The 24917-nt window shown below is 27.2% G+C and carries 22 protein-coding genes; 18 read left to right on the top strand and 4 right to left on the bottom strand.

The window, feature by feature from the left end; translation table 11 throughout:
* The first annotated feature begins 49 nt into the window (after positions 1 to 49).
* The 17 genes from ACH36K_RS01490 to ACH36K_RS01410 all read left to right on the top strand — a co-directional run bounded on the left by ACH36K_RS01490 (position 50) and on the right by ACH36K_RS01410 (position 18711).
* Positions 50 to 1135 (top strand): ABC transporter permease, encoded by a 1086-nt coding sequence (locus tag ACH36K_RS01490; protein ID WP_411169271.1) that lies wholly within the window; start codon positions 50 to 52, stop codon positions 1133 to 1135.
* 4 nt (positions 1136 to 1139) lie between these two features.
* A complete protein-coding gene (locus ACH36K_RS01485) occupies positions 1140 to 2453 on the top strand; it encodes an FtsX-like permease family protein (RefSeq protein ID WP_411169270.1) in 1314 nt (437 codons plus the stop codon).
* On the top strand, positions 2450 to 3112 hold the full coding sequence (locus tag ACH36K_RS01480) for an ABC transporter ATP-binding protein (RefSeq protein WP_411169269.1): 663 nt from the start codon (positions 2450 to 2452) through the stop codon (positions 3110 to 3112). Before ACH36K_RS01485 ends, ACH36K_RS01480 begins: the two co-directional genes overlap by 4 nt.
* 108 nt (positions 3113 to 3220) lie before the next feature.
* A complete protein-coding gene (locus ACH36K_RS01475; protein ID WP_411169268.1) occupies positions 3221 to 3436 on the top strand; it encodes a Mor transcription activator family protein in 216 nt (71 codons plus the stop codon).
* Between the two features lie 27 nt (positions 3437 to 3463).
* Positions 3464 to 3808 carry a hypothetical protein gene (locus ACH36K_RS01470; RefSeq protein WP_411169267.1) on the top strand — a complete coding sequence of 115 codons (345 nt, stop codon included), beginning with the start codon at positions 3464 to 3466 and terminating at the stop codon, positions 3806 to 3808.
* Entirely contained in the window at positions 3792 to 4322 is a 531-nt protein-coding gene (locus ACH36K_RS01465; protein WP_411169266.1) for a hypothetical protein, read from the top strand. Before ACH36K_RS01470 ends, ACH36K_RS01465 begins: the two co-directional genes overlap by 17 nt.
* 553 nt (positions 4323 to 4875) lie before the next feature.
* A complete protein-coding gene (locus ACH36K_RS01460; protein WP_411169265.1) occupies positions 4876 to 5448 on the top strand; it encodes a hypothetical protein in 573 nt (190 codons plus the stop codon).
* A gap of 243 nt (positions 5449 to 5691) precedes the next feature.
* Positions 5692 to 7107, top strand: a complete 1416-nt coding sequence (locus ACH36K_RS01455; protein ID WP_411169264.1) for a phage/plasmid primase, P4 family — start codon at positions 5692 to 5694, stop codon at positions 7105 to 7107.
* A gap of 282 nt (positions 7108 to 7389) precedes the next feature.
* Positions 7390 to 8043, top strand: a complete 654-nt coding sequence (locus tag ACH36K_RS01450) for a hypothetical protein (RefSeq protein WP_411169263.1) — start codon at positions 7390 to 7392, stop codon at positions 8041 to 8043.
* Positions 8044 to 8206: 163 nt separating this feature from the next.
* Positions 8207 to 8731 carry a hypothetical protein gene (locus ACH36K_RS01445; protein WP_411169262.1) on the top strand — a complete coding sequence of 175 codons (525 nt, stop codon included), beginning with the start codon at positions 8207 to 8209 and terminating at the stop codon, positions 8729 to 8731.
* A 139-nt stretch (positions 8732 to 8870) separates the two neighbouring features.
* Positions 8871 to 10565 carry a recombinase family protein gene (locus ACH36K_RS01440; RefSeq protein ID WP_411170640.1) on the top strand — a complete coding sequence of 565 codons (1695 nt, stop codon included), beginning with the start codon at positions 8871 to 8873 and terminating at the stop codon, positions 10563 to 10565.
* A 123-nt stretch (positions 10566 to 10688) separates the two neighbouring features.
* Positions 10689 to 11480, top strand: a complete 792-nt coding sequence (locus tag ACH36K_RS01435; protein ID WP_411169261.1) for a hypothetical protein — start codon at positions 10689 to 10691, stop codon at positions 11478 to 11480.
* 517 nt (positions 11481 to 11997) lie between these two features.
* Positions 11998 to 12834 carry a hypothetical protein gene (locus ACH36K_RS01430; RefSeq protein WP_411169260.1) on the top strand — a complete coding sequence of 279 codons (837 nt, stop codon included), beginning with the start codon at positions 11998 to 12000 and terminating at the stop codon, positions 12832 to 12834.
* 484 nt (positions 12835 to 13318) lie between these two features.
* Positions 13319 to 13774 (top strand): LytTR family DNA-binding domain-containing protein, encoded by a 456-nt coding sequence (locus ACH36K_RS01425; RefSeq protein WP_411169259.1) that lies wholly within the window; start codon positions 13319 to 13321, stop codon positions 13772 to 13774.
* 1 nt (position 13775) lies between these two features.
* Positions 13776 to 14474: a LiaF transmembrane domain-containing protein gene (locus ACH36K_RS01420; protein ID WP_411169258.1), complete on the top strand. Its 699-nt coding sequence runs from the start codon at positions 13776 to 13778 to the stop codon at positions 14472 to 14474.
* Between the two features lie 434 nt (positions 14475 to 14908).
* Positions 14909 to 17812 (top strand): polysaccharide lyase 8 family protein, encoded by a 2904-nt coding sequence (locus ACH36K_RS01415; protein ID WP_411169257.1) that lies wholly within the window; start codon positions 14909 to 14911, stop codon positions 17810 to 17812.
* A gap of 140 nt (positions 17813 to 17952) precedes the next feature.
* Positions 17953 to 18711, top strand: coding sequence for a MerR family transcriptional regulator (locus ACH36K_RS01410; RefSeq protein ID WP_411169256.1), 759 nt, complete (start codon positions 17953 to 17955; stop codon positions 18709 to 18711).
* Positions 18712 to 18796: 85 nt separating this feature from the next.
* Here ACH36K_RS01410 and ACH36K_RS01405 read toward each other — a convergent pair whose 3' ends face one another.
* The 4 genes from ACH36K_RS01405 to ACH36K_RS01390 are packed head-to-tail and all read right to left on the bottom strand — an operon-like array spanning position 18797 to position 23774.
* Positions 18797 to 19933 carry an ABC transporter permease gene (locus tag ACH36K_RS01405; RefSeq protein WP_411169255.1) on the bottom strand — a complete coding sequence of 379 codons (1137 nt, stop codon included), beginning with the start codon at positions 19931 to 19933 and terminating at the stop codon, positions 18797 to 18799.
* Positions 19911 to 20648: an ABC transporter ATP-binding protein gene (locus ACH36K_RS01400; protein ID WP_411169254.1), complete on the bottom strand. Its 738-nt coding sequence runs from the start codon at positions 20646 to 20648 to the stop codon at positions 19911 to 19913. The genes ACH36K_RS01405 and ACH36K_RS01400 overlap by 23 nt, the downstream gene beginning before the upstream one ends.
* A 55-nt stretch (positions 20649 to 20703) precedes the next feature.
* Positions 20704 to 23103, bottom strand: a complete 2400-nt coding sequence (locus ACH36K_RS01395) for a GxGYxYP domain-containing protein (RefSeq protein WP_411169253.1) — start codon at positions 23101 to 23103, stop codon at positions 20704 to 20706.
* A 20-nt stretch (positions 23104 to 23123) separates the two neighbouring features.
* Positions 23124 to 23774: a glycosyltransferase gene (locus tag ACH36K_RS01390; RefSeq protein ID WP_411169252.1), complete on the bottom strand. Its 651-nt coding sequence runs from the start codon at positions 23772 to 23774 to the stop codon at positions 23124 to 23126.
* Positions 23775 to 24000: 226 nt separating this feature from the next.
* On the opposite strand from ACH36K_RS01390, the gene chbG reads away from it, so the two are divergent.
* On the top strand, positions 24001 to 24732 hold the full coding sequence (gene chbG, locus ACH36K_RS01385; RefSeq protein ID WP_411169251.1) for a chitin disaccharide deacetylase: 732 nt from the start codon (positions 24001 to 24003) through the stop codon (positions 24730 to 24732).
* Positions 24733 to 24917 lie beyond the last annotated feature (185 nt).

The following is a 24917-nucleotide window of genomic DNA, read 5'->3' as shown; positions in this document are numbered from 1 at the left end:
TAAATAAAATAATAGGAAGGATTCTTCCTATTATTTTGAAAGGTGAAAAATGAATAATAAAAGATTAGTTTTTTATAAGGAAACTTTTAATTTATCAGTAATTTTAGGATTTACTATTTCTTTAATTTCGTTTTTATTTGCATTAACTATATTTAAGAGTAATTTTGACTTTTATAATGACTCAAAGCTATATTCTCATGCCAAGACTAGCATAAACATAAATTTAAAGTCTGAGATAGATAGCAATGTCTTTTATAATAAATTAAACAACGCTGATGTTAAGTATTTAACCCAAGATGCAATTTATGATAGAAGTATAAAGAATATAAATTATGTAAAGGGTATTCATGATACATCGACATCTAATATTTTTCCTTTACATTCAGGTAGATTTTTAAGTGAAGAAGAAATTAACTCTGAATCAAAAGTAGTTGTTGTAGGAAAAAACCTACTAAACTTCACGTATAAAGTTGATAACAAAACTTTTATAGACATATTTGATGAAGCATATGAGGTTAAAGGGATTGTAGGTAGAGAGACCGCTAGTAAATATTCTATATATATATTAATGCCCCCTAAAGTTTACAGCAAATTATTTAACAACGAACCATCAAATAATTACACAATAGATGTAGATAAAGAAAATGTCCAAGATGTTGTTAATACAATTAATAATAGTTTTTCAGATGAAATATTGAATGTAGATGTCAATTCTGGAGAGCAAAATGAATCACCTATAGTTAATGCATTTGAATTTGAAAAAGCCATACTAACTAATTTAATTGTAGCTATAATTTTTTCAATATTGTGTAGTGTTACTTTTACTTTACTTTGGTTTGAAAAAATAAACAAAAATATATCAATAAGAAAAGCACTTGGAGCTAATAAAAAGGATATATTTTTATTTATTTTTAAAAATCTAATTAAGATGTTTATTATTTCTGTAATATTATCATTAATAGCATTTTATGGATTGGTGGATATTTTTAAACATCTAACTATTTTCGATATGATTATAAATATAGAAAGTTGCTTATATTCTATTATAACTTTATTTGTATTTATAATTATACTAAGTCTTGTATCTCTTAGAAAGTTTTCAAAAATTGAAATAACAAATTTACTAAGGAGTTAAAAGAATGAAAAATAGATATAAAGTTATAAAAATAAAACCGATAGAAATGCTATTAGTAACATTACTCGAAATTTGTACTGTATTTTTAATATTTTCAACTATAGCTCAATTTAACTTTAAAAATAATATAGTAGAAAATTATGAAAAAAACTATCCACTTGAAGATGGAATTTATACAAATTTAGCTAGAATAGTTGATTCAGAGAAATTAGATATTAAAGAAGTGGAAGATTTAAAGTTAGAAAGAAATTTATATAAATTTTTGACTACTGACAATGATATAATAGATAAAATATATTTTAATAGTATGAAATACTACCAAAAGAATATTTTAGATATAGAAAAGCCTAAGGAAAAAGATTTAAAAACAAAAATTAAGGATGATATTTTGTATGAATTTTCTATTAATAAAGCATATTATGATGATTATATAAAAGATTATATAGTCGGAGATGGTTTTCAAGATGAAGATTTTATTAATAAAGGCAAAAAAGTTCCTATAATAATGGGCAACTCTTTTAGGAAAACTTATGAAGTAGGTCAAATTATTAAAAGCGAAGCATTAGAAAAAGACTTTGAAGTAGTAGGTTTCTTGAAGAAAGATAGATTTATTTTTGCTAGCAATGGGACACCAGCAACTGGAGTAGAGAATTTAAATACTGCAATACTATCTCCATATAATGAAGAAGCATTAGAAATGGCAATTAAAATGAATTTATCAATGCAGAAAGAAGAAGATAGAAGTAATGAAGATAGTTTACTAATTTATGATTTAACTAGCGTAATACCAACTATGACTTTGAAAATAAATTCTAATTATTCCTTGACTGAAGCCATAGAAAAATTAAACAATCAACTTTTAGATAAGGGTCTAGAGGTTGAATTATTAACTATAAAAAGTGATATAGATAACTTATTAGATAGCTTTAATAATGAAATTTATTTTAATATGTTAATGCTTTCAGTTTTAGGAGTACTTTCTATAATGATACTTATTACAATAATTAATTATAAAATTATTGAATTTAAATATAACATAGGGATATTATATTCCATAGGTGCCACAACAAATGATGTATTCAAAATATTTTCTTATAAATTACTACAGAGTTCTGTTCTTGCACTTTTAATGGGAAGTATAACATATATATCAGTAAAAAAGAATGTATATAAATTCTTTGTAAATAATATAAATGTTCAAGATATACTAATAGGTTCTTTAATTTATATTAGTATTATAGCTTTTTCATTTATAGTTTCTATATTTAAAATGAAAAAAGTTACACCTGTAGAGTTACTAAGGGAGGGAAGAGAATGATTCAACTAAGAAATATTACGAAAACTTATGGTAGTAAAGATTCTAGTATCAATGCATTGAATAATATTAATTTACTGATAAATGAAGGTGATTTCATTAGTATAATGGGACCATCAGGGTGTGGCAAAAGCACTCTATTAAATATATTAGGATGCCTTGATACCCAAACTTCTGGTGACTATATGTTTAAAGGTAATAATATAAAAGATAAAACAGAAAAGCAAATAGCATTTATGAGAAATAGAGAATTTTCTTTTATATTTCAGAATTTTTCCTTGATAAAGGATTTGAATGTAATTGAAAATATTTTACTGCCTTTAGAATTTAGCGGAAGAAGAAAAGTTGATTTTAAGAAAGTCAATGAATATATAGATGACTTAGGTATATCAGATTTAAAAAAACGAAAAATTTTCACACTATCCGGTGGGCAACAACAAAGAGTTGCCATTGCAAGAGCTTTAGTACAAGAATCTAATCTTATATTAGCTGATGAGCCTACTGGTGCATTAGATCAATCAAATAGTCTTGTAATTATTAATATATTAAAGATGCTAAATAGAAAGTACAATAAAACTATAATTTTAGTTACTCATGATAAGGATATAGCTAATTATGCAAATAAAATAATTGATATGAAAGATGGTAAAATATTAATTTAATCATAAATAGTGTATTTAAAAGATCCACCAACTAAGTTGGTGGATTTTTATTAGATTATTTTATGATATGTTTTAAATAGTAATGATTTTAATGGCATATATTCAGATATGTATGAACAGTTAGGTGAGGAAATTGTGAGAGAAATATATAAACATTATAGAGGGCAACAAGTTACTTTTCCAATGAGAATATATTCAAAAGAATATATTATTAGATATATTTTAGAGAATTATGATGGGAATAATTTAAAAGAAGTTGCTAGAGAATTAGGTTATTCAGAAAGGTGGGTGAAGAGATTAATTGATAATAACCTTAAAAAATAATAAATTTACAAAGGGGGAAATGAAATAATGAACATTTTTGATGTGGGAGGATTAACAACTTTTATAGCAGTAATAATTACTTTAATAATAGGTACAGTAATATTTATAGCTCTACACAAGATTTTTGATATTATACATTTTGGACTTGGAGCTATTATAACTATGTGGGTTGTATGTTGTATAGTAGGAGCTTTCATAGTTAATTTTTTAGGTGGATTGGTAGGCGGATTTTTTACAGTGATATGTGTTCTAATTAAGTTGATAGCAGGACTTGCAATATTAGGTGCTGGTGGGATGTTTATTTATAATAAACTAAGTGGTAAACCAAAAGATGAATCGAGAGTAATTAGTAAATATGAATATAAAAGGTAGAGAGATTAAATTCAATAAAAAGATTTTGATAGTAGTAGGAACAATAGCAGTAATTGCTATTGGATTTATAGGAAAAAGTAATAATGAAGAAAAGAGAATTATAGAAAATAGTGTAAAAGCAATAGAAGATGGTGACTATGAGTATGCAAGAACGGCTTTAGCTAGTGTCGTTGATGGGAGCAATAGTAAAAAGATAGACAAGCTATGGAATATAGTAACTTGTTATCAAAATGCTAGTCAACAATTATATACATATAACAATATAGATAAAGCAAAAGAATATCTTGATAAGATGAATAATGAATATAAGAAATATGATAAGCTAAAATCTGATGTTGATAAAGTTAATGAAGAAATTAAATCAAGGGAAGACTATATAAAAGAATTTGATATAGTTTTAAAAGAAGCAGAGCAGTTAGCATTATCAGGTAAAGATAGAGATACATTGAACAAAGCAAGGGATATGATTAATGTAGATAAATTGAAATATTATTCAGAGTTACCATATAGGTAACAAGAGAAAATTGAAGAAATAAAACGTATAATTAATGATGGCTTTGATGTTATAGTTAAAGAAGAAAAATCTAAGGAGGATTCCTTAAGAGAAGAGAATAATAAGAAGGCAGATAAATTTGAGGAACAACAAGGAAATGAATCAAGATATTTTGTACCACATTTAAATAAATCATTAACTATGGATGAAATGTTTGATGAATACAATAAAACATTAATGCCGTTTGACTATATTGGAGATACTGGGATGACATATATGTTCAATCCAGGAAGCACAAAGGCAACTGAACCAAGTAATTAAAATAATAAAGTCTTAGCTTACTAAATATAAAGGTAAGTTAAGGCTTTATATCTTTAGATGCAATTTTATTATAGAATAATGGAGGATTATTATAAAGGTTTTAGAAAATAATTTTAATTAGCTTGGACATAGTATGAATCAGTTGATAAAATCAGAAAATAGAGTTAAAATTAATTAAAAATTTAACAAAAATTATTGAGAAATCTAATAGATAGATTAAGGTTTATTTATGTGTAGAAGGTGAGAGAACATAGTGAAGAAATATACATTAAAAGAATTGGTTACAGAAGTAACTGGTTTTAAAGAAGATGATTATAATTGGGACTCAGAATATGATTTTGTACGTAGAGTACAAGCTCTATTAAAAATATTATTTGGAGCTGAACCTATCACAGATATAAATAAAGATAAGTATTTTAGGGTATATAAATTAATTTATAATAATCAAGATATAAAACCAATAGTTAGTAAACATTGCAACATGGTAAAAAAAGTAAAGGTTAAAGAAGATAAAATAGATATACCATATTTAAAAAAAGATTTGACTAATGAAGAGTTTATTATAATTTTAAAAGTATTATTAGAATTCTATAAGGATGAAGAAATGAGTTATCTCATAAATGGAATGATAAATGAAATGATATCAGAGAGATATAATGAAATTTTAAATGAATTTGGATTAGAGGTTGAAAGAATAAAAATGTCCATACAAGGATATCCATATGAAGAAAAAGTAGAAAAAATGAATGAGATAAAAGAGTATTTAAAAAATCAAAGATTGGAAATTGATAAAAATATAAATGACAATCTTATTTTACCTTATTAATAAGGGGGGGGTAATTATATCATAATGACTTAGAAAAGTAAATGGTAACTTTTCTAGCATTATGATTTTTTTTTTGCCATATATAATATTGAATTAGCATAGTAACATAAATACATAGCCAGTAAATAATAAAGCTAAATTTTATAAGGAGTGAATGAGAAAGAAGTAAAAATACGCAAGGATAAGCAAACGATTACAAAACATTACCTTACTTAATTTAATTATAAGTAAGGAGGCGATTGCATGACTGAACAAGAACAATGGCAAGAAATTTTTAATATGGGATTTATCATTAATGAAAAGACAGGTAAAGTACTTGGGTTGAATGCGAATATTTTTGCATTCTATATATCTGAAAGGTTCAAATTCATTTATAACAAAAATGATTTTTACAATTATAAAGAAGACTTAGGAAAGTGGACTAAAGTTGAAGATATGAAAATGAAATCTAACCTAAGAAATATTCTTCTTGTGCATTGTGATTATATTTGGACAAGAAAGCTAGAGGATGAATACATTGAAGCACTAAAAAGAACTGTATTCTATGAAGGTGAGCTAAATAGTAATCATAGATACATCAATATGGTAAATGGCATGTACGATTTAGAAAAACATACTCTAGTGAAGCATAAGCCTGAATTCTATAGTACTATTCAAATCCCAATTGTGTATGACTCTAATGCAAAATGTCCTAATTTCGAAAAGTTCCTAGATGAATCTTTCTTAGGAGATGATGAATCAAAGATTCTAGCTCAAGAATGGGCTGGTTACTCAATGACAGCAGAAACAAAAGCACAGAAATTTTTACTATTATATGGTACTGGTGCTAATGGGAAGGGTGTTTATACTGATTTATTAAGTGAATGTATAGGGGAGGAGAATATATCAAATGTTTCTCTTACGGAACTTAACAAACCATTCATGAGAGTATGTTTACATAATAAACTTGCTAATATATGTTCTGAAAATGAAAGTAATGGAGCAAGTATAAATACTCAATACTTAAAAATGCTAACTGGTGAAGATAGAGTTAATGCTGAAGAAAAGTACAAGCCATCTTTCACATTTAAATCTACAGCAAAAATTATTCTCTCTACTAATAACCTTCCACACACAAAAGATGCAAGTAATGGTTATAGAAGAAGAATTAGTATTCTTCATTTCAGAAATACTGTTGATGAAAGTAAAAGAGATAGGAATTTGAAAGATAAATTAAAAAAAGAATTATCAGGAATTTTTAATTTTGCTATGGAAGGGTTGAAGAGATTAAGAGAAAATAATTTTCAATTCTCTGACTGTAGCGTTTCAAATGAAGTACTTAAAGAGTATGAAAAAGACATTAATCCTATGATATCTTTCTTTGAAGATTGTATTAGAAAAGATGATGAATCAAGCAGAGTTGATAAGAAGATAATCTATAATACTTTCAAGGTATGGGCAGAAGCTCATGGGATGAAGGGATATGCAGACATAAGTAGTAGAAGATTCTGGGCAAAGTTCGAAGAACAATGCAAGGCTTTAGGATATGAAGGTAAAGCTGGTAGGAGTAATACATTTAGATATTATACTGGAGTAAAAGTTGTTGGAGAATATAGGGTAAATGTAGATAATCCAGTTTTTACTGGTACATATGTATTAAAAGCTCCATTGGGTCGATAGGGGTTGCAATTAGGTCTAGATGAAGTTGAATAAAACCCAATAAAATCAATAGGTTGGTCATATGGTCATGTTGCTTTTCTAAAAAATAGATAGAAATAAAAAATAGATAAAAGTAAATAAAAAAATATATGTGCAAAAAAGCTACAATACGACCAAGAGCAATAAAATCAATAGTTTCAGGATAACTAAATCAATCCAAAATAGAACCACAATAAGACCAAAACAAAAAGTAAGGTAATGAATAAAGTAATCAAATAATAAATAAAAAGGAGAATGATAGAAATGGCAGTAGTAAGAAGAGGACCAGTACCATCAACTAAAGATAATAAGGAAGCTAAAACTAAACCAAAAGAAATAGAAAGAAAGCTTAGAAAAACAGCAATGCAAGTAATGAAAGAGGCGAGAGAAAAGATGGAACAAGAAAGACTAGAAAAAGAAAAATATAATCAAGAAGTGGAAGAAGAGCTAATGGAAGAAACGGAAGAAGAAAAATGTGAACCAGTAGCTCAAGAGGTTGAAATGGTGGAAGTAGGTGAGAGATTCAGTGAAATCAACATGGAAGATTTCAAAGCATCAGAAAGTGTAGTTATAAATAAAAAGATTACAGGAAAGGGTTGCTTAACAGTTATCAATTCTACCTGTGGAAGAAGAGTTGTAATTGCAAAAGATGTAATGAACAAGCTAAAACATCCTACTCAAATAGCAATGTCATTTTCAAATGATAGCATAGCCATAGGTGAGAAATTACCAAATAACAATAATCTTTTAACAGTAAAAGATTATAGGGGTAAGACAATTATATATTCAGCTTCACTAGTAAATGAGATCACAAATAACTACAACTTAGATTTTTCAGATAAGACCTCAATAACATTTTCAGAGGTTAAATATATAGAAAAGAACGGTTATCCAATAGCTCTTATAAGAGTTGCTTAAGGTGGTGATTACATGAAAGATAAAACCAATGTTGAGGAAATAATGAATCTGATATCTCAAGTAATAATAGAATACATATCCAAACAAAAAGTAAGTAAATAAAATAATCATTTTAGATTAGTATCAAGTTAATAAAATAAAGAATAAAAAGGGAGAGATTACAATGGCAACAGTAACTAAGAATAATAAATACAAGGAATTAGAACCAGGATTTTTGAAGGGAAAATTTTCGAATTTCAAATCAAGAGTTAAGAAGGTCACTCAGAGAGGTGATGTTTTTAATTGTGGAGATATTTTCATTGAATTATCTGATGGAACAATAATTAAGCAGTATATATTATTAACACCTTGGAAGAACTTCATGTTTTATAAATTGCTTAAAGCAACTAAGAAGAAATTTAATATAAATAATGAATGTAAGAACTTTTCATATATGGATATTTTAAATAAGGAATTAGTAATAGAAGTAGAATATGATTTTGATGGATTTAGTACATACTTAAATATAGTAAATATATATGGGATAGAGGAAGGAAGAAAAATAATAGAACATATAAAGCAATCAGAGAATGAAGCGTTAGATGAGGAAATAGAAGATGAAGATAGCATTGTTTCAAATAAGGAAGTTACATCAAGTACATTTGATATAGATTTTGGTGATATAGAAAATGATGAGATTAACTTCTAAGTAATAAAATACAGTACACTTGGTATTGTCAGATATCAGATGTAATGATAAAAATTTTAGATATATATTATAAATCTGATTAATTAAGAGTAATTATGCAAAAATGGAGGAAGAAGATATGTATAGTAATTATATAACAATGGATAGTTCAATACAGGAGTTAATAAAAGGAATCAACAGGGTTCCAAAAGTTGGGATATACTGTAGGGTAAGTACGTCAGAGCAGGCAGAAACTGGATATAGCATTGATGAGCAAGAAAGATTGCTCATCGATTGGTGTAACAAGAATAGATTAGAAGTTTTTAATTGTTATTCTGATAGAGGAATAAGTGGTAAAAGCATTAAGAATAGACCAGAATTAAAAGCATTATTAAAAGATGTAGAAGATAAGAAGGTAGATGTTGTAATTTCATGGAAGTTAAACCGTATCAGTAGAAAGCTTGAAGATATCCTTAAAATAATGAATTTACTAGAGAAAAATAATGTTACATTTAAGTCTTATTCAGAACCATTTCAGACTACTACACATGTAGGAAGAATGCAAATGCAGATGATGGCAATGATTGGGGAATTTGAGAGAGGGACAATCTCTCAAAATGTAAAGATTTCCATGTGTGCTAAGGCTAGAGCTGGAGAATGGTGTGGTAATCGTGTGTTAGGTTATGACTTAGTACCAATGGAAGGTACAGAAAATAATAAGAGAAGAAAGTCGAGACTAGAAATAAATAAGGAGGAAGCTGAAATAGTAAAGTTAATTTTTAATGAGTATGCTAGTGGTAAAGGATATAAATCAATTACTAATAAATTAAATAAGTTAGGATGTAAGACCAAGAAAGGCAATAATTTTTCAGTAGCTTCAATTAAAGATATTTTAATGAATCCAGTATATATAGGGAAAGTAAGGTACAATGTTAGACAAAATTGGAGTGAAAAGCATAGAAGGGCAATCAATCCACAACCAATAATATCAGATGGAATTCATAAGGCTATAATTGAGAAAGATACTTGGGATAAGGTTCAAGTAATGCTACAATCTAAAGATGGTAAGCCTTCAAGAATATATGATGGCTTTTATCCGTTAACAGGAATCCTAAGATGCCCAAAGTGTGGAGCTGGCATGGTGATTTCAAGAACTACTAATAAACTAGCAGATGGAACTAAGAAGAGAATAGTTTATTATTGTTGTGGAGCTTGGAAAAATCAAGGTACAAGTGTCTGCAATTCAAATTTAATAAGAGTTGAAAAGGCTAATGAGTATGTTTTTAATAAACTTTCAAGTGTATTATCTAATGATGATATGATTAGAGCAATAACTAATAATATTAATAAGGAAAGAGTAAAAAGAGTAGACCCAAATAAGAGTGAGTTAGAAAGAATAGATAGGGAGTTAAAAAACATAGATAGGAAAAAGAGAAAGATTTTTGATGCATATGAAGATGATATAATAACAAGAGAAGAATTTCTAACTAGAAAGGATGAGTTAAATCAAAGGGCTCAACTGTTGCAGAAATCAAAAGAGCCTTTATTAGTTATATTGGCAGATGATGCGAGTGAAGAAATATCTTATGAGTTTATTAAAAGTGTACTAGATAATTTCAGTAAGTTGTTAAATAGTAAAGAGTCAAGAGAGCAAAAGAAGAAATTGTTACATATGATAATATCAGAAATAACAATTAATGAGTTAAGAGAGATTGATTCAATAAAACTTAAAATAAATGATAGTCTAGTTGATTATCTAAGTAATGAAGAAGGAGTATCCATCAAGGGTACTCCTTCTTCTTTTATGTTAAGAAATATTGGAATAAAGACATTGAATTTAGATATTGCTATATAGAATATATTTAAATCTAATATAAAAGATAGTAAAAAGTGAAGATTAAATATAAAATATGGAAAATTTGAGGTGAATATTATAAAATAGTGATGAAAATAAAATAAATAACAATGGAGGATAATTATGAGAAGAAAATTAATACCAATGATTATTATGATAATAGCATTTACTTTAGGGCTTGTTGGATGTGGGAATAGTATTGTAAAGAATTCTATTGAACAAGCTAAGACTGAAATAGAAAGTAAAGAGTATGATAAAGCTTTAGCTTCATTACAACTAGCCCTTGATGAAGATAAAGATCATGAAGAAGCTAATAAATTATATTCAATAGTTGATGAATATCAAAAAGCTAAAAAGTTAGTTGATGAGAATAAGATTTATGAATCGAAAAAAGTATTAGATGAAATAGATACTGAATATGTGAATTATGGAATTAAAGAGGATATTGATTCATTAAAACAACAAATTGAAGATAAGATTAAAGAGATTGAATTAATTAATAGTAATTTAGCTAAACTATTAAATTTAGTTGATGAAAAAAATTATGATGAAGCGAATGCTTTATTTGAAGAGATAAATAAAAGTTCATTAAATGAAGAACAAAAAAGCAAAGCAAATGAATTAAAGGCGAGAATTGACTCTGAATTAGCTGAAGTTGAAGCTAAGAAAAGAGCAGAGGAAGAAAGAGTAAAATTAGAAGAGAGTCAAAAGTCAATTACAGAAGAGAAAGCAATAGAACTAGTTAGGAGTTATTTAATTAACAAGGGCTCATATGTTCCGGGAAGATTTATGATAGAGTCAGACACTGATACTGAGTATAATATACGAGTTTATGATGATATGGGAAACCATACTGCTACATCAGGATGGTATATAGTTAATAAAAGTACAGGAAATGTTAAGTCGATGTTTTAAATTGATAAAAAGTATATATTAGAAATTATATAAATTAATAAATTTTATTTAATATTAATACTTAAAGCTAATGGAGAGGATTAAAGTTTAGAAGCAGAGAAAGCTCCATTATTAGTAACACTTTTCGGATGGCGTTAATGAGGAATTACCATATGAATTTATTAAAAGTATCTTAGAGAACTTTAGTAAGATTTTGACTGAACGCTCAACTAGAGAGCAACAGAAGAAGTTATTACATATGATAATTTCTGAAATAAATATTAATTAACTAAGAAAGATTGATTCAATTAAGATTAAATTAGATGATAATTTAATAAATTATTTAAGTAATGAAGAAGGAGTATCTATGAAGGGTACTCCTTCTTCTTCTTGTGTTAAGAAATGTTGGGATAAAGACACTGAATTTAGACATTGCTATATAGAAGTTGTAATTATTACGGAAAAAAATATAAAAATGGAAAAATAATCAAAGGTAATATAAAATAATAGATAGGTGGTAAAGGAAGGTGATAAAAAGATGAAAAAGAAGAAAAATAAGAAAAGTAATAAGGATAAAAATGTAAACGCCAGAAAAGATAAAGCATTTGATTTAGACCCTATAAGTTCATTATTTTTAGTAATAAAAAAGAATAAACTAAAATTAATAGGGATGTCTATGAGTATATTTTTAGCTGTTTTCTTTGCGATTAGAATTATTACATTAAATTTATGGGGAGTAAAATCTGAGTTCATATTTACGATGATTCCTAACAGTTTTTTAGAGTGTTTTTCTGAAATGATAGCTTTAATATGTGTAACTATATTTACTATTTGTTTAGAATTTATTGCAAGAAAAAAAATAAGGAAAAATATAAAAATAATTAGTTATTTAATTTATATAATTATATGGTCTATTATTATGAACTTATTATTAATTAATAATTTATTTATCTTTTTTATGTTAATACTTTGGTTACTTACATATTCTTTATTATATTTAATATTAATTCGACCTTTTTATTTAATCAAAGATAGAAAGTTAGCACAAGGTGCTTTAAATTACCAGAATAAAAAATATAAAGTGACTGTAATAGTTATTGAATATTTAGGAGCTATACTACATTTTGGTGTTGTAATTGCGGTTGTAGGAAATATTTACAGCATGATTCCTTCAAATCACCTTATTGATAAGACTGGCGAATATATAGTTATTTCAAGTATTCAAGATAAGGCATTAATTAGCAAGTTTTCAATTGAAACTACTAAAAGTGGGACAAGTTATATTATGCTAGATAAAGAAACAATGCAAATATCAAGCCTTAGCAAAATTGAGTGTATATCTCAAAATAGAAAGCTTACAATATTTAAGGAATAGACAAAGTATATAATAAAAACCTCACTTACTACTGATACGGAGAGCCATATCATAAGTAAATGAAAAAATTAGCCTTAACCACTGAAACTAATTGGTTAAGGCTGTTTTTACAAGTTGAAACAATATATCATAAGTGAAAATATAATGTCAGTAAATGTTGTAGAATATAATGCCGGAATAGAATCATTAAATTCTTCAATTTAACTTATAGATTTAGCACATAGTTTGACTAATATAAAAAGCTTTCACAAAAATATGGGAGAATAATTTCTCTAAGAAAAAGTGCTAATCTTGCAAGGATGGAGCACTTTTTTTGTTTACTTTTAACCCTTATATCAATACCAATAAATTTTTCATTCTATATAATTTAATACAATATCTGTATAAAAACATACCACTCACAAAGAATAACTAACCACTTACTGTTGTTATATTTACAAGGGGAAAAACAGTTAATATAATAGAAAATGTGGGGAGTGGAAATATGAAAATACGAATTGAAGTAGATAATAAAATTAAAGAAAATGAAGTTATTATTAGATGCAGTGAACTAAGTGAAGATGTTAAAAATATTCAAATTATGCTTGACGATATGTTGTCATACAAAAAACAGATAACTTTTTACAGAGATGATACTGAGTATTACCTTTCCTTGGAAGAAGTCTTGTTTTTTGAAACTGAGGAAAATGGAATTTGTGCACATACCATTGAGAATATATATAATGTGAAGTATAAGCTTTATGAGCTTGAAGAATTTTTACCAGGGTACTTTATGAGAGTTTCAAAATCAACAATTCTAAATACAAATCATATTTACTCCATAACACGTAGCATATCATCATCAAGTAAGGTTGAATTTCAAAATACTCATAAACAGGTGTATGTTTCAAGATATTATTATAAACCATTAAAAATTAAATTATTAGAAAAGAGGAAATGAGATGAAAAAAGAGAGAATTTTTTGGGGACTCGCACTTATATTAGTAGGGGTTTTCTTGATTATAAGTAAGCTTGGATACTTTCCTGATGTAAATGTATTTAGTTTATTGTTAACAGTTTTTTTAGTAGTAGTTATTGTGAAAAGTTTTATTCGTATTAACTTTGCAGGTATTTTGTTCCCTATTGCATTTCTTTGTATAATATATGATAAACAGTTAGGGATTACAAATATTACACCTTGGACTGTATTGATTGCAGCACTACTTGGTAGTATTGGTCTTTCTATGATTTTTCATAAGCCTACTAAATGGATTAACACAAAATATAATTGTGAAGATTATAAATTTGAGAAGATTGATGTAGAAGACGAAAGTCATGTTAGATTTAAAAATTCATTTGGTGCTACTGTAAAATATATAAATACAGATAATTTTGAGCAAGCAGATTTTAATTGTTCTTTTGGAGGTATGAAATTGTATTTTGATAATGCAATTATGCGTAAGGGTAATGCTATAGTTAGAATTAATGCTTCTTTTTCAGGAATAGAATTATATGTACCAAAAGCTTGGAATATTGATGATAGAACTAATGTGTTTTTAGGAGGTATTAGTAAAAAAAATAAAAATGATAAAATAACAACCAATACTTTAACATTAGTTGGTGATATTAATTTTTCAGGAGTAGAAATAATTTATATATAATTAAAAATAAAGAAAAGAGAAAAATATCACTAGCAAGTGATATGGAGAATAGTATCATAAATAAATTAGAAAAGTAGCCTTAACCATTGATATTATTTGGTTAAGGCTATTTCTTATTATGAGGAACAAGGATTAATAAATTCTAAAAAGAATAGCGATGAATATAGGGGATAGAATTTATAATTAATTATGCAAATCATAGAATAAACTTAATAACAACATATCCTTTTAATTTATTGGAAGTTTAATTTTTAATTATTAACATAACTTTCTTCTTAATACTTAAATTAGAAATTTTAATATAATTCTATCCAATTAAAATACTAAATGTTGACAAGGAACCTGTTGTAAACGTATAATATTAATATAGAAGATTATAAACCGGTTTACTAAACTTAATTTCTTTAAATATTATAAGATAAGGTAGGTATTTTATGAAAAAGAGTAAAGAGTCAACAAAAAGATTAATTGCATTAGCTTTAGCAGGAATTGTAATTATTACTACAGCTTTAGGTACAACGGTAAATGCAGTAACGAATCCAATTAATACAAATAGTATAGTTTTTAATGCAAATGAAAATACGGACAAGTTAATAGAATCTCTTAGATTAAAATGGAAAGAAGATTTAACTGGAGGTGCATCAATTGATGTAAATAATCCAACTATAGCAAAGAAAATAGAAGGATATGTAAACCAAGCTAAAAAATATTCAGAATCTATGAATTTAGACGAAACTAAAGATTATCTATGGGCAGACTTACAAGATTATAAAGCTAACCCTGCAAGAATAACATCAATGTTTAATAACATTGTATCTATGACTATGGCTTATAGCTTACCTAATAATACTTACTACAAAAATGAAGACTTAAAAAACAAAATAATTTATGCATTAGAGTGGATAAATAAGAATGCTTATAATGAGAGTATAGAGCAATATGGTAACTGGTGGGATTGGATGATTGGAATACCAGCTAGATTAAACAATGTTGTTATATTAATGTATGATGACTTAACTCAAGAACAATTAACAAAATATATGAATGCAATACAAAAATTCTTACCAAGTATTGAGCCAGGAAGTAAATATCATACAGGAGCTAATTTAGCAGATGTATGTGTAAATAAACTACTTCAAGGTGTTAACTTAAAGGATGCAGATAAAATAAAAGAAGCATCAGAAGATATAGGGGATGTCTTTAAGTATGTAACTAGTGGAGATGGTTTCTATCCAGATGGATCTTATGTTCAACATGGAATAGTTGCTTATACTGGATCATACGGAAATGTGCTTATAGATAAAATTTCTAATATAATGTTCTTATTAGAAGGAACTCCATGGGAGCTTAGTTCAGATTACAAAAATAATGCATACAATTGGATATTTGAAAGCTTTGATCCTGTAATATATAAAGGATATGTTATGGATATGGTTAGAGGAAGATCTATATCTAGATTCGATGGAACCGGATACATGCAAGCGGCGGGTATAATAGAGGGAATGCTTAAAATATCTCTGATTTCAGATGAAGCTACAGCTAGTAAAATACAAGCGTTAGTAAAGCAATGGTCTACAGAAGCAAGTAGTGTACTAGACTTTGGAACAAAGTTTAAATCAATAAATGTAACAAACAAGTTCTATGCAATTATGAAAGACCCAACTATTGCTACAGCGGAGCAAGGAGATGCACATTATGCCTTAAATATGATGGATAAAACTATTCATCAAAGACAAGATTATGGACTAGCTATTGCAAGAAGCTCAAATAGAATAAGTAAATATGAATTCATGAATAAAGAAAACTTAAAGCCTTGGTTCCAAGGAGATGGTATGCTTTATCTTCATAATAGTGATTTAACTCAATTCTCAGATGATTTCTGGCCAACAATAGATCCATATAGAATGCCAGGAACAACTATAGATAAGAGATTAAGAAGCGATAAAGATATTCTTCCAGGAGTAGATCCAGGTTCTCCACTACAAGATGAAGTTTACTATGAATTAGGAAACAGCAACTGGTCTGGTGGAACTAAGCTAGGGGTATATGGTGCTGCAGGAATGCAAATAGACAACAAGTATGACTCTTTAAAGGCAAATAAATCATGGTTTATGTTTGATAATGAAATTATTGCTTTAGGTTCAGGCATCACTAATCCAGAAGATTTTAACACAGAAACAATAATTGAAAATAGAAAGATAAGAAAAGATGGTTCAAATAAATTTATTGTTGATGGAGCTGAAAAGGTACAAGCTTTAGGAGATAAAGATAGTGCTAATGAAGCTAAGTGGGCTTATTTAGAAGGAAATGTAGAGGGATCAAATATAGGATACTATTTTCCAAATGGAGCTAACATTAATCTATTAAGAGAAAATAGAGAAGGAAACTGGTTTGATATAAATGCTTCTAAACCAGCAGGAAATAAAATTATTACAAACAACTATTTAACTATGTATATAGATCATGGAAAAAATATAAAGGATCAATCATATAGCTATGTATTATTACCAAATAAATCTTCACAACAAGTAGCAGAATATGCTAATAATCCAAATATTGAAATTGTAAGAAATGATGAAATAGCTCATGGAGTTAAACACATAACCTTAAATATTGAGGGAGCTAACTTCTGGGTAGATGGAAAAAATACATCAGGAAGTATAACATCATCAGGAAAAGCATCAGTTATGATAAAGGAAAATGCTGATAATACATTAACAATATCTGTTTCTGATCCTACTTTCCAAGGAAAAAATATGTCAATAGAAGTTGCGAAATCAGCAACTAAATTAGTAAAAGCAGATAATCAAATTTCAAATGTGAACTTAAAAGATGGAAAGATAGCCTTTGATGTAAATACTGAAAATTCTATGGGAGCAAGCTTTGAATTAGTAGTTGAGTTAGGCAATGTAGAAGTTAAAAATGAAGCTCCAGTAATTAATGGAGAAGATGTAAAACTATATGTTGGTGATAAGTGGGATAAAGATATTCATAGATTAGTTGCATCAGATAAAGAAGATGGAGATTTAACTAACAATATAAATATAAAATCTAGCAATATTAAATTAGATTCTAATTCTGTTGTTGCTGAAAAGGGAGAATACAGTGTAATATTTGAAGTTTCTGATAGTAAGGGTGTTAAAACAGAGAAAGAGTTTAAGGTAGTAGTAGAAGAGAAAGCAACAGCTTCTAATGATAAAAATTCTAATGACAAAGAATCTATCAGTAAAGATAAGTTACCTAATACAGGAGCTGTAGTAGGAGGCACTGCTTTAGCTGGAATAGGTGGAGCATTAAGCTTATTAGGATTAAAAATGTTTAGAAGAAAGAAAAATTAATTATTAGTTTTATAGAAAAGTACAAACTAAGTATTTTATACTATACTTAGTTTGCTTTTTTATTTAATAATATATTGTTTTTATATATTGACATTAACGCAACGTAATCCTTTATTATAAAATTGTCAGGAGGTAATGCTATGGAATATACAATTAAAAAGCTAGCTGAATTGGCAGGAACAAGTTTAAGAACACTTAGATATTATGATGAAATAGGGTTATTAAAGCCTTGTAGAATTAACTCTTCTGGATATCGTATTTATGGAGAAAAAGAAGTAGATTTATTACAACAAATATTACTTTATAGATCAATGGATATGAAATTAGAAGATATACAAAATATAATATCTAAGCCTAATTTTGATATCTGCCAATCTTTAATTGAGCATCATCAAAGACTTATTTCTAGGAGAAATCAACTTGATCAATTGATTTTAACTGTTGAAAAAACATTGGAGCATAATAAAGGAGAGAGGGAAATGTCAAATAAAGAGAAGTTTGAAGGATTTAAAAAAGAAAAAATATCAGAAAATGAAGCTAAATACGGAAAAGAGATTAGAGAAAAGTATGGTAATGAAACAGTTGAAAAATCTAATAAAAAGTTTATGAGTATGAGTGAAGATGACTTTAATAAAATGCAAAATACTGAAAATGAAATGTTTGAAGCTTTAGCAGAAGTTATAAGAACAGGGGATTTAGAATCAGAAAGAGCAAAAAGTGTTTATGAAAAGCATAAAGCTTGGTTAAGTTTCTCGTGGCCAAGTTACTCAGCAGAAGCTCATATAGGATTAGCAGAAATGTATGTTGCAGATGAAAGATTTGCTAAGTATTACAATGATAGATTAGGACTAGAAACAGCTACAACACTAAGAGATATTGTTGTTAAATATGCAAAATAAAATATAAATTTATGTTAGTATATATAAAGAACTTAAAGCCGTAACTCTAGTAAGAGATATGGCTTTAAGTTCTTTATAGTTATTTTTAAACATAACGGTATCTTTTCAAGCCTAATATGTTTAGCGTTGTAAAAATAACTGAAAATATTAATAAAATGAATAAGTCAAATTGTATTTGACCAAAGGTATTACCCATAATTATAACCTTTTTTAATGCATCGCTTGCATAGTATAGAGGCATTAATTTAGCGATACCTTGAATCCAATTAGCCATTGATTCTAATGGAATAATACCTGAAAATAATATTTGAGGTAATACTATAATTGGAATGAACTGTATCATCTGAAATTCTGAATTTGCAAATGTTGAAAGAAATATTCCTAAGGATAAGGCAACGAAGGCCAACATAATGTTAGTTAATAATAAAAGGGATATGCTTCCGACTATTTCGATTTTTAATACATAAATTGAAAATAAAACTACTATAAAGGTTTGAATAACAGCAAATATTCCATATCCAATTAGATAACCAAATACTAAATGACTTCTTTTAATTGGTGTAGCTAATAACTTGTTTAATGTTCCGCTAGTCCTCTCTTTTAGTAATGATATTCCTGAAATCAAAAATACAAAGAAAAAAACAAAGAAGCCAATGAGTATTGGTGTTATACTATCAAATATATTAGTATCCTCATTCCCATATATATAATCACGTTCTATTTCATTTGGAATAGTACTAAGTGACTCATTTGGGATCATGTTATTGTTTATATTTTGATTAATAAATTGACTTTGAAAATTAATAATTTCTTGTTGCTTTTTAGTAATATCAAGGAGATTTTTAAGTTGAATTTTAGTGATAGATGATTGAATAATAGCACCTATTTGTTTAGTTTTATTTGGATCGCTATTTTCGTAAGTAATATATAGCTTATCATTATTTATAGAAATAAATGCATTTAACTTATTTTCTTTTATTTTATTAGATATATCATTATTATCACTAAATTCATATATATCTATATCACTTTCTTTAAGATTATCTATGATGTTAGTATTTATATTATAAGCACCAATTTTTATGTTGGATGCACTAGTTGTATTAAATAGTAATTTCATTAAAGTTAAAATTATTAAAGGCGCTATCATCATTAAGGCTAAGGTACGTTTATCATGAACCATTTGCAAAAGAATCCTTTTAACTAAGGCTATTATTCTCATAAATTTCACCTCCTGATAGCAGAAATACTTCTTCAATTGTTGAAACCTTAAATTCTTCTTTTAAGCTTAAGGGAGAACCACTTGCAATTATCTTTCCATCTCTAATTAATTTAAGATGATCGCATTTTTCGGCTTCATCCATTACATGGGTAGTAACAATTATTGATTTTCCTTCATTTTTTAGATTAACGAGCTCTTTCCATATACTTATACGTAGTACAGGATCTATACCTACAGTGGGTTCATCTAAAATTAATAAATTGGGGTTTTGAATCAAAGCTAGTGCTAGAGAAAGACGTCTCTTCATGCCTCCAGAATAATTTTTAACTTTTTTATTAAGTTCATTTTCTAAGCCAACTAATTTTGATAAGTAGGTTATCCTATCAATTATTTCATTTTTACTAAGAGAAAATAAATTAGCAAAGAAAATAAGGTTATCCCTTGCAGATAAATCTTCATATAATGCATCGCTTTGAGCCATGTATCCTATGGTTTGTAGAATTTTTCTATTAGGCATTTCAGTGTTAAAAACAGTTACAGTGCCTTTATCAGGCTTTTCCATTCCTATAATAGTTTTTACTAATGTAGTTTTTCCAGAGCCAGATGGACCAATAAAACCGATTATTTGTCCTTTTTCTATATTTAAGCTAATATCAGTTAAAACTTTATGTTTTCCAAAGGACTTTGATATATTTTTTAATTCAAGAATGGGCATTCTATTACACCTCTTTATCTTTTATAAGTTACTAATATAATTATATCACCTTATATTAAACTTTAAGAGGGGATATATTTTCTTTAATTAATTTCATAAAAGTATCTGGAGTAACAATTTTTACTTTAGGATTATCATTTAATTTATTAACTACATATTCAACGTTGTCCATAGTTTTACTCCATACATGAACATAAACAAAAGTATATGAATTTGGATTTGTAATATCTGTATAACCTGATTCAACTCTAGAATTAATATTTTTAATTAAATCTTCTTCATTTTCTAGGCCATTCCAGAGTAAATCACGACAAGATACTATAGGTTTATTATTGGACCAAATTATTTCACCATCATATTCATTGTTCTTTTTATAGTTAAGGTAGAATAGACCATCTATATTGGAGTGATCAGTATATCTATCCCATAAATCTTTTTTATAAAAACCATCATCATCAAGGATTAGAACATAGTTTTGATCTACTTTTTTCATATATTCATTCAGTCTTTTTGTGTAATTATCTAGTTTATTTATAGGAAATTTACTAGGATATATATAACCATTTCCAGAGGGGGAAACTAAATAGTTATCAGCATATTGAGAAGAACTAGCACTTTTATAGTAGTAATTAAAAACTGTAGGAGCTAAATAGTATAGAGATGGGCTTATAGACCAACCTAAATTAAAGGTTCCTCTATAAGGAGAACCATACCAATTTTTTGAACTATAGTTACTTCCTAATAGCCATTGCTGATTATCACCATCAGACATAATAAAGGTTACATAATGAAGATTATCATCATTAGTAAATTCATTATTAGAATTTTGGGTTTGTACAATAGTTGGATATGAACTTAATACAGATAAATTATAAGACCAATCAGCAGCAATCATATCTACTCCACACCTAGAAGCTATACTTACATTAGTATGCTCATCAGGTCCCCAACCTAAACAACGAGAAGTATCATCCATGGAATTAAAAATTTTTTCTCTTAGAGAGGTATCATTTATATCATCTTCATAAAAGATTAGTGACTTTGACATGATGGCATAATCTCTTAAAGCCATGGTTTTTTCAGGTGATAATTCTATAACAGTAGAATGATTTAATCCTGAATTCCAAAGGTTATTATATGCCCAATATTTATCTGTATTTCTACAGTCTTCAATTAAATTAGTTATTCCATAACTTTTAACCTTAGATTCTAAAGATTCATCAATAACTATTGAATCTTTTAATGAAGCAAGAGAGCAAGCGTTATTTATAGATGACAAATTAGAGTTACTATATAATATATATCCATTTATATAAGATTTGAATTTACTTAATAATACCCAAGGATCTTTTACAGTTTTATATTTAACATTGTAATTACTATTTAAATCTTGGAGCCAGACTTTATAGTCTGGCTCCATTGAAGTAAGAATATAAATTTGTTGATCTGATTTATTTGAAACAATTCCTTGAAGAGCAGAAATCATAGTCTGCTCTTCTTTACTCATGTAATTTTCTGATATTACATATAGACACTTAGGAATTATAGAGTTTTTGATATATAAATCATTAGAAGTGGAGATATCATTTTTAAAACTTTGAGAAGAGGTTTCATAGCCTCCACTTTTATATTTATTATAAAAATCATTTAAAAATCTAAAGTGCTCTCCATTATAAAAGTCTTGTGCAGATTTCTCACTCATGTTTGATAAAAGCACTTGACGTGTAATAATATCATTTAAGCTTACTTCATTATAGTTTTTCATAATGTCATACATTATCATAAATGTAGTAGTTCTGCCTATACCAGCTTTGCAATGAAAATGAAGCCAGCTATTAGCAGGCTGATTCTTAACAATATCTATAAAGTAATCTACCATGTCATCTGTAGGTAACTGACCATCTGTTACAGGAATACGAATATAGGATAAGCCATTATTTTTAGCAAGAGTCTCTTCATTTTCAACTACTTTAGGGATTATTGATTTATTAGTATTATATAAAGTTATAGGTTCATTAAGTGGTATAGAATCTAATTTTTTGTTTTCATCAAGGATAACTTCGTCTTTACTTAAACCGGCATTTGCATTATTTTTTGAATTCTTCCAACTAACTGGTATACCATTTATAAAACCATGAGATTCTTGCCTTAAATCAATATCTATTATAGAAAAACCATTAGGTATAGATTCTTTTATTAAAGAAAGTCCAGTTTCAGAAAATTGATTGCTACCTGAAATATTTAGCTTATCTAGACCCTGCAAATTTACCTTTTGATTTTTACTAAGGGTTATTTTATCAGTAGTTTTACGAAAATGAGATGATAACTTGTTAACTTTACCAGAATCTTGTACAAGATTTACATCTGAAATAGCCTTTGGGCAAGATACTATGAGAATACAGGAGAAAAAAATAGTTAAAAATATAAGAGAATAAAATTTAGCTGGTTTTTTCATAATTTATACCTCACAGAGAATTATTTAAATTTCTCGGGAAATTGTTTGATTATACCATTGGAAATAACATCAGCAAACTTAATCATATGCTCTTGTCCTTTATCATATGCTTCTATGTCAGCTTTCCAATCTTTATTTAATCTAGCAACAGCTTGAGCTGTAACAAATTCTAGGTGTTTGTGTAACATATCCTTTAGCATTTTATTAGAGTACTTAGGATTAGCAGAACTTAAAAAATCAGCCATTTTATCAGCATTTTCATACCACAATTTATTATATTTTTCTAGGTCTTCTTTATTTCCACTTTTAGCTGCATCAACAACTTGACCTGCAAGTGATATATGTTCTCTTAATAACTTAGCAAGGTTATTCCCAGCTTCTTCTCCATAATAAGGTTTAATTGAGTTTCCAATGTCATCTTGATTTTTTAGAAGTCTTTGTAATACAGCATCCTTATCTTCAAGAGAAGCTATATCACTTACAATAAAGTTTCTCGTCCATAAAACATGTTCAATCCAAAGCTGTCTTTCTTTCATAATTAAATCACAGGCAGATTTATTAGCAGCATCTCCTTTGCAACAATTATCACCAATAGCTTGAACCTTAATAGGCATTAAAACTAAAGTAAATAAAAATAATGTTAATAAAGAATTTTTTAAAATTTTATTCATTAGTATATACTCCTTTTACAATTAGAATTTCATTTTATTTTGTTCAAATAGATAGATATATATACTAAAAATTAAACATTTATGCTTTATTTTGCTTATGGTAATTTATGCATTATAAAGATATAAATATTGATTAAGTAAAGCAATAATATAAGCAATTGAAGTTGAGGTTAATTATGTAATTTGATAAGATTATAGTATAAAGCTTAAAGGAGAGAAGAGTATTATGAGATTAATTATAAATGCTGATGATTTTGGGTTAAGTAGAGGAGTAAATTATGGTATAATTGATGCCCACAAAAATGGAGTAATTAAAAGTACTTCTATTATGGCTGGAATGCCAGGTTTTGACCATGCAGTTGAGCTTTTAAAAGACTGTCCGGAACTTGGGTGTGGAGTACATTTAACATTATCTGCATATAAGCCAGTTTTAAAAACACATAAAACTATTGTAGATGAGAATGGGTATTTTTACAAAAGAATATATAATAAAAAAGTAGAGGATTTCGATCTTAATGAGATATATAATGAGTTTTGTGCGCAAATTGAAAAAGTTAAAGCATGTGGTATTAAAATAACTCATTTAGATTCACATCATCATATACATATGTCAGAAATTTTAAAGCCTGTAATAGAAAAAATATTAGAAAAGTATAATTTCCCTATAAGAGGTGGATTAAGATATGATTTAAATTACAATAAAATAGTACCTTACGAAGGTATATTTTATGATAATACAGTTTCTGTTGATGCCTTTAAAAGTTTAAAAGATAAGGTAGGGGAATATGAAATCTTAGAAACAATGAGTCATCCAGCTTATATTGATAGCTTTATAATGGAGACAAGTTCCTATAATTTAAAACGCGTAGAGGAGTTAAAAATACTTACATCTAAAGAACTTAAAAATTTTTTTGAGGAAAATAAAATAGAAATCTGTAATTATAGAGATATATTTTAAGAATAAAATAATTAATAATAAAGCCGTATCATTTATTTTGATGCGGTTTTTTGTATTAAAAAATAGATTATATTTTTATATAAAGTAGATACTATATTTAAATTAAAGAATAGAATAATATAGGATATAAAAATATGAAAAAAATTTTATAAAAAACAGTTGAATAAAAATTATTTTCATGATAG

The organism is Clostridium sp. MB05 (assembly GCF_046581255.1).
Classification (GTDB): Bacteria; Bacillota; Clostridia; order Clostridiales; family Clostridiaceae; genus Clostridium.
This window is presented reverse-complemented; position numbering and strand designations above follow the sequence as displayed.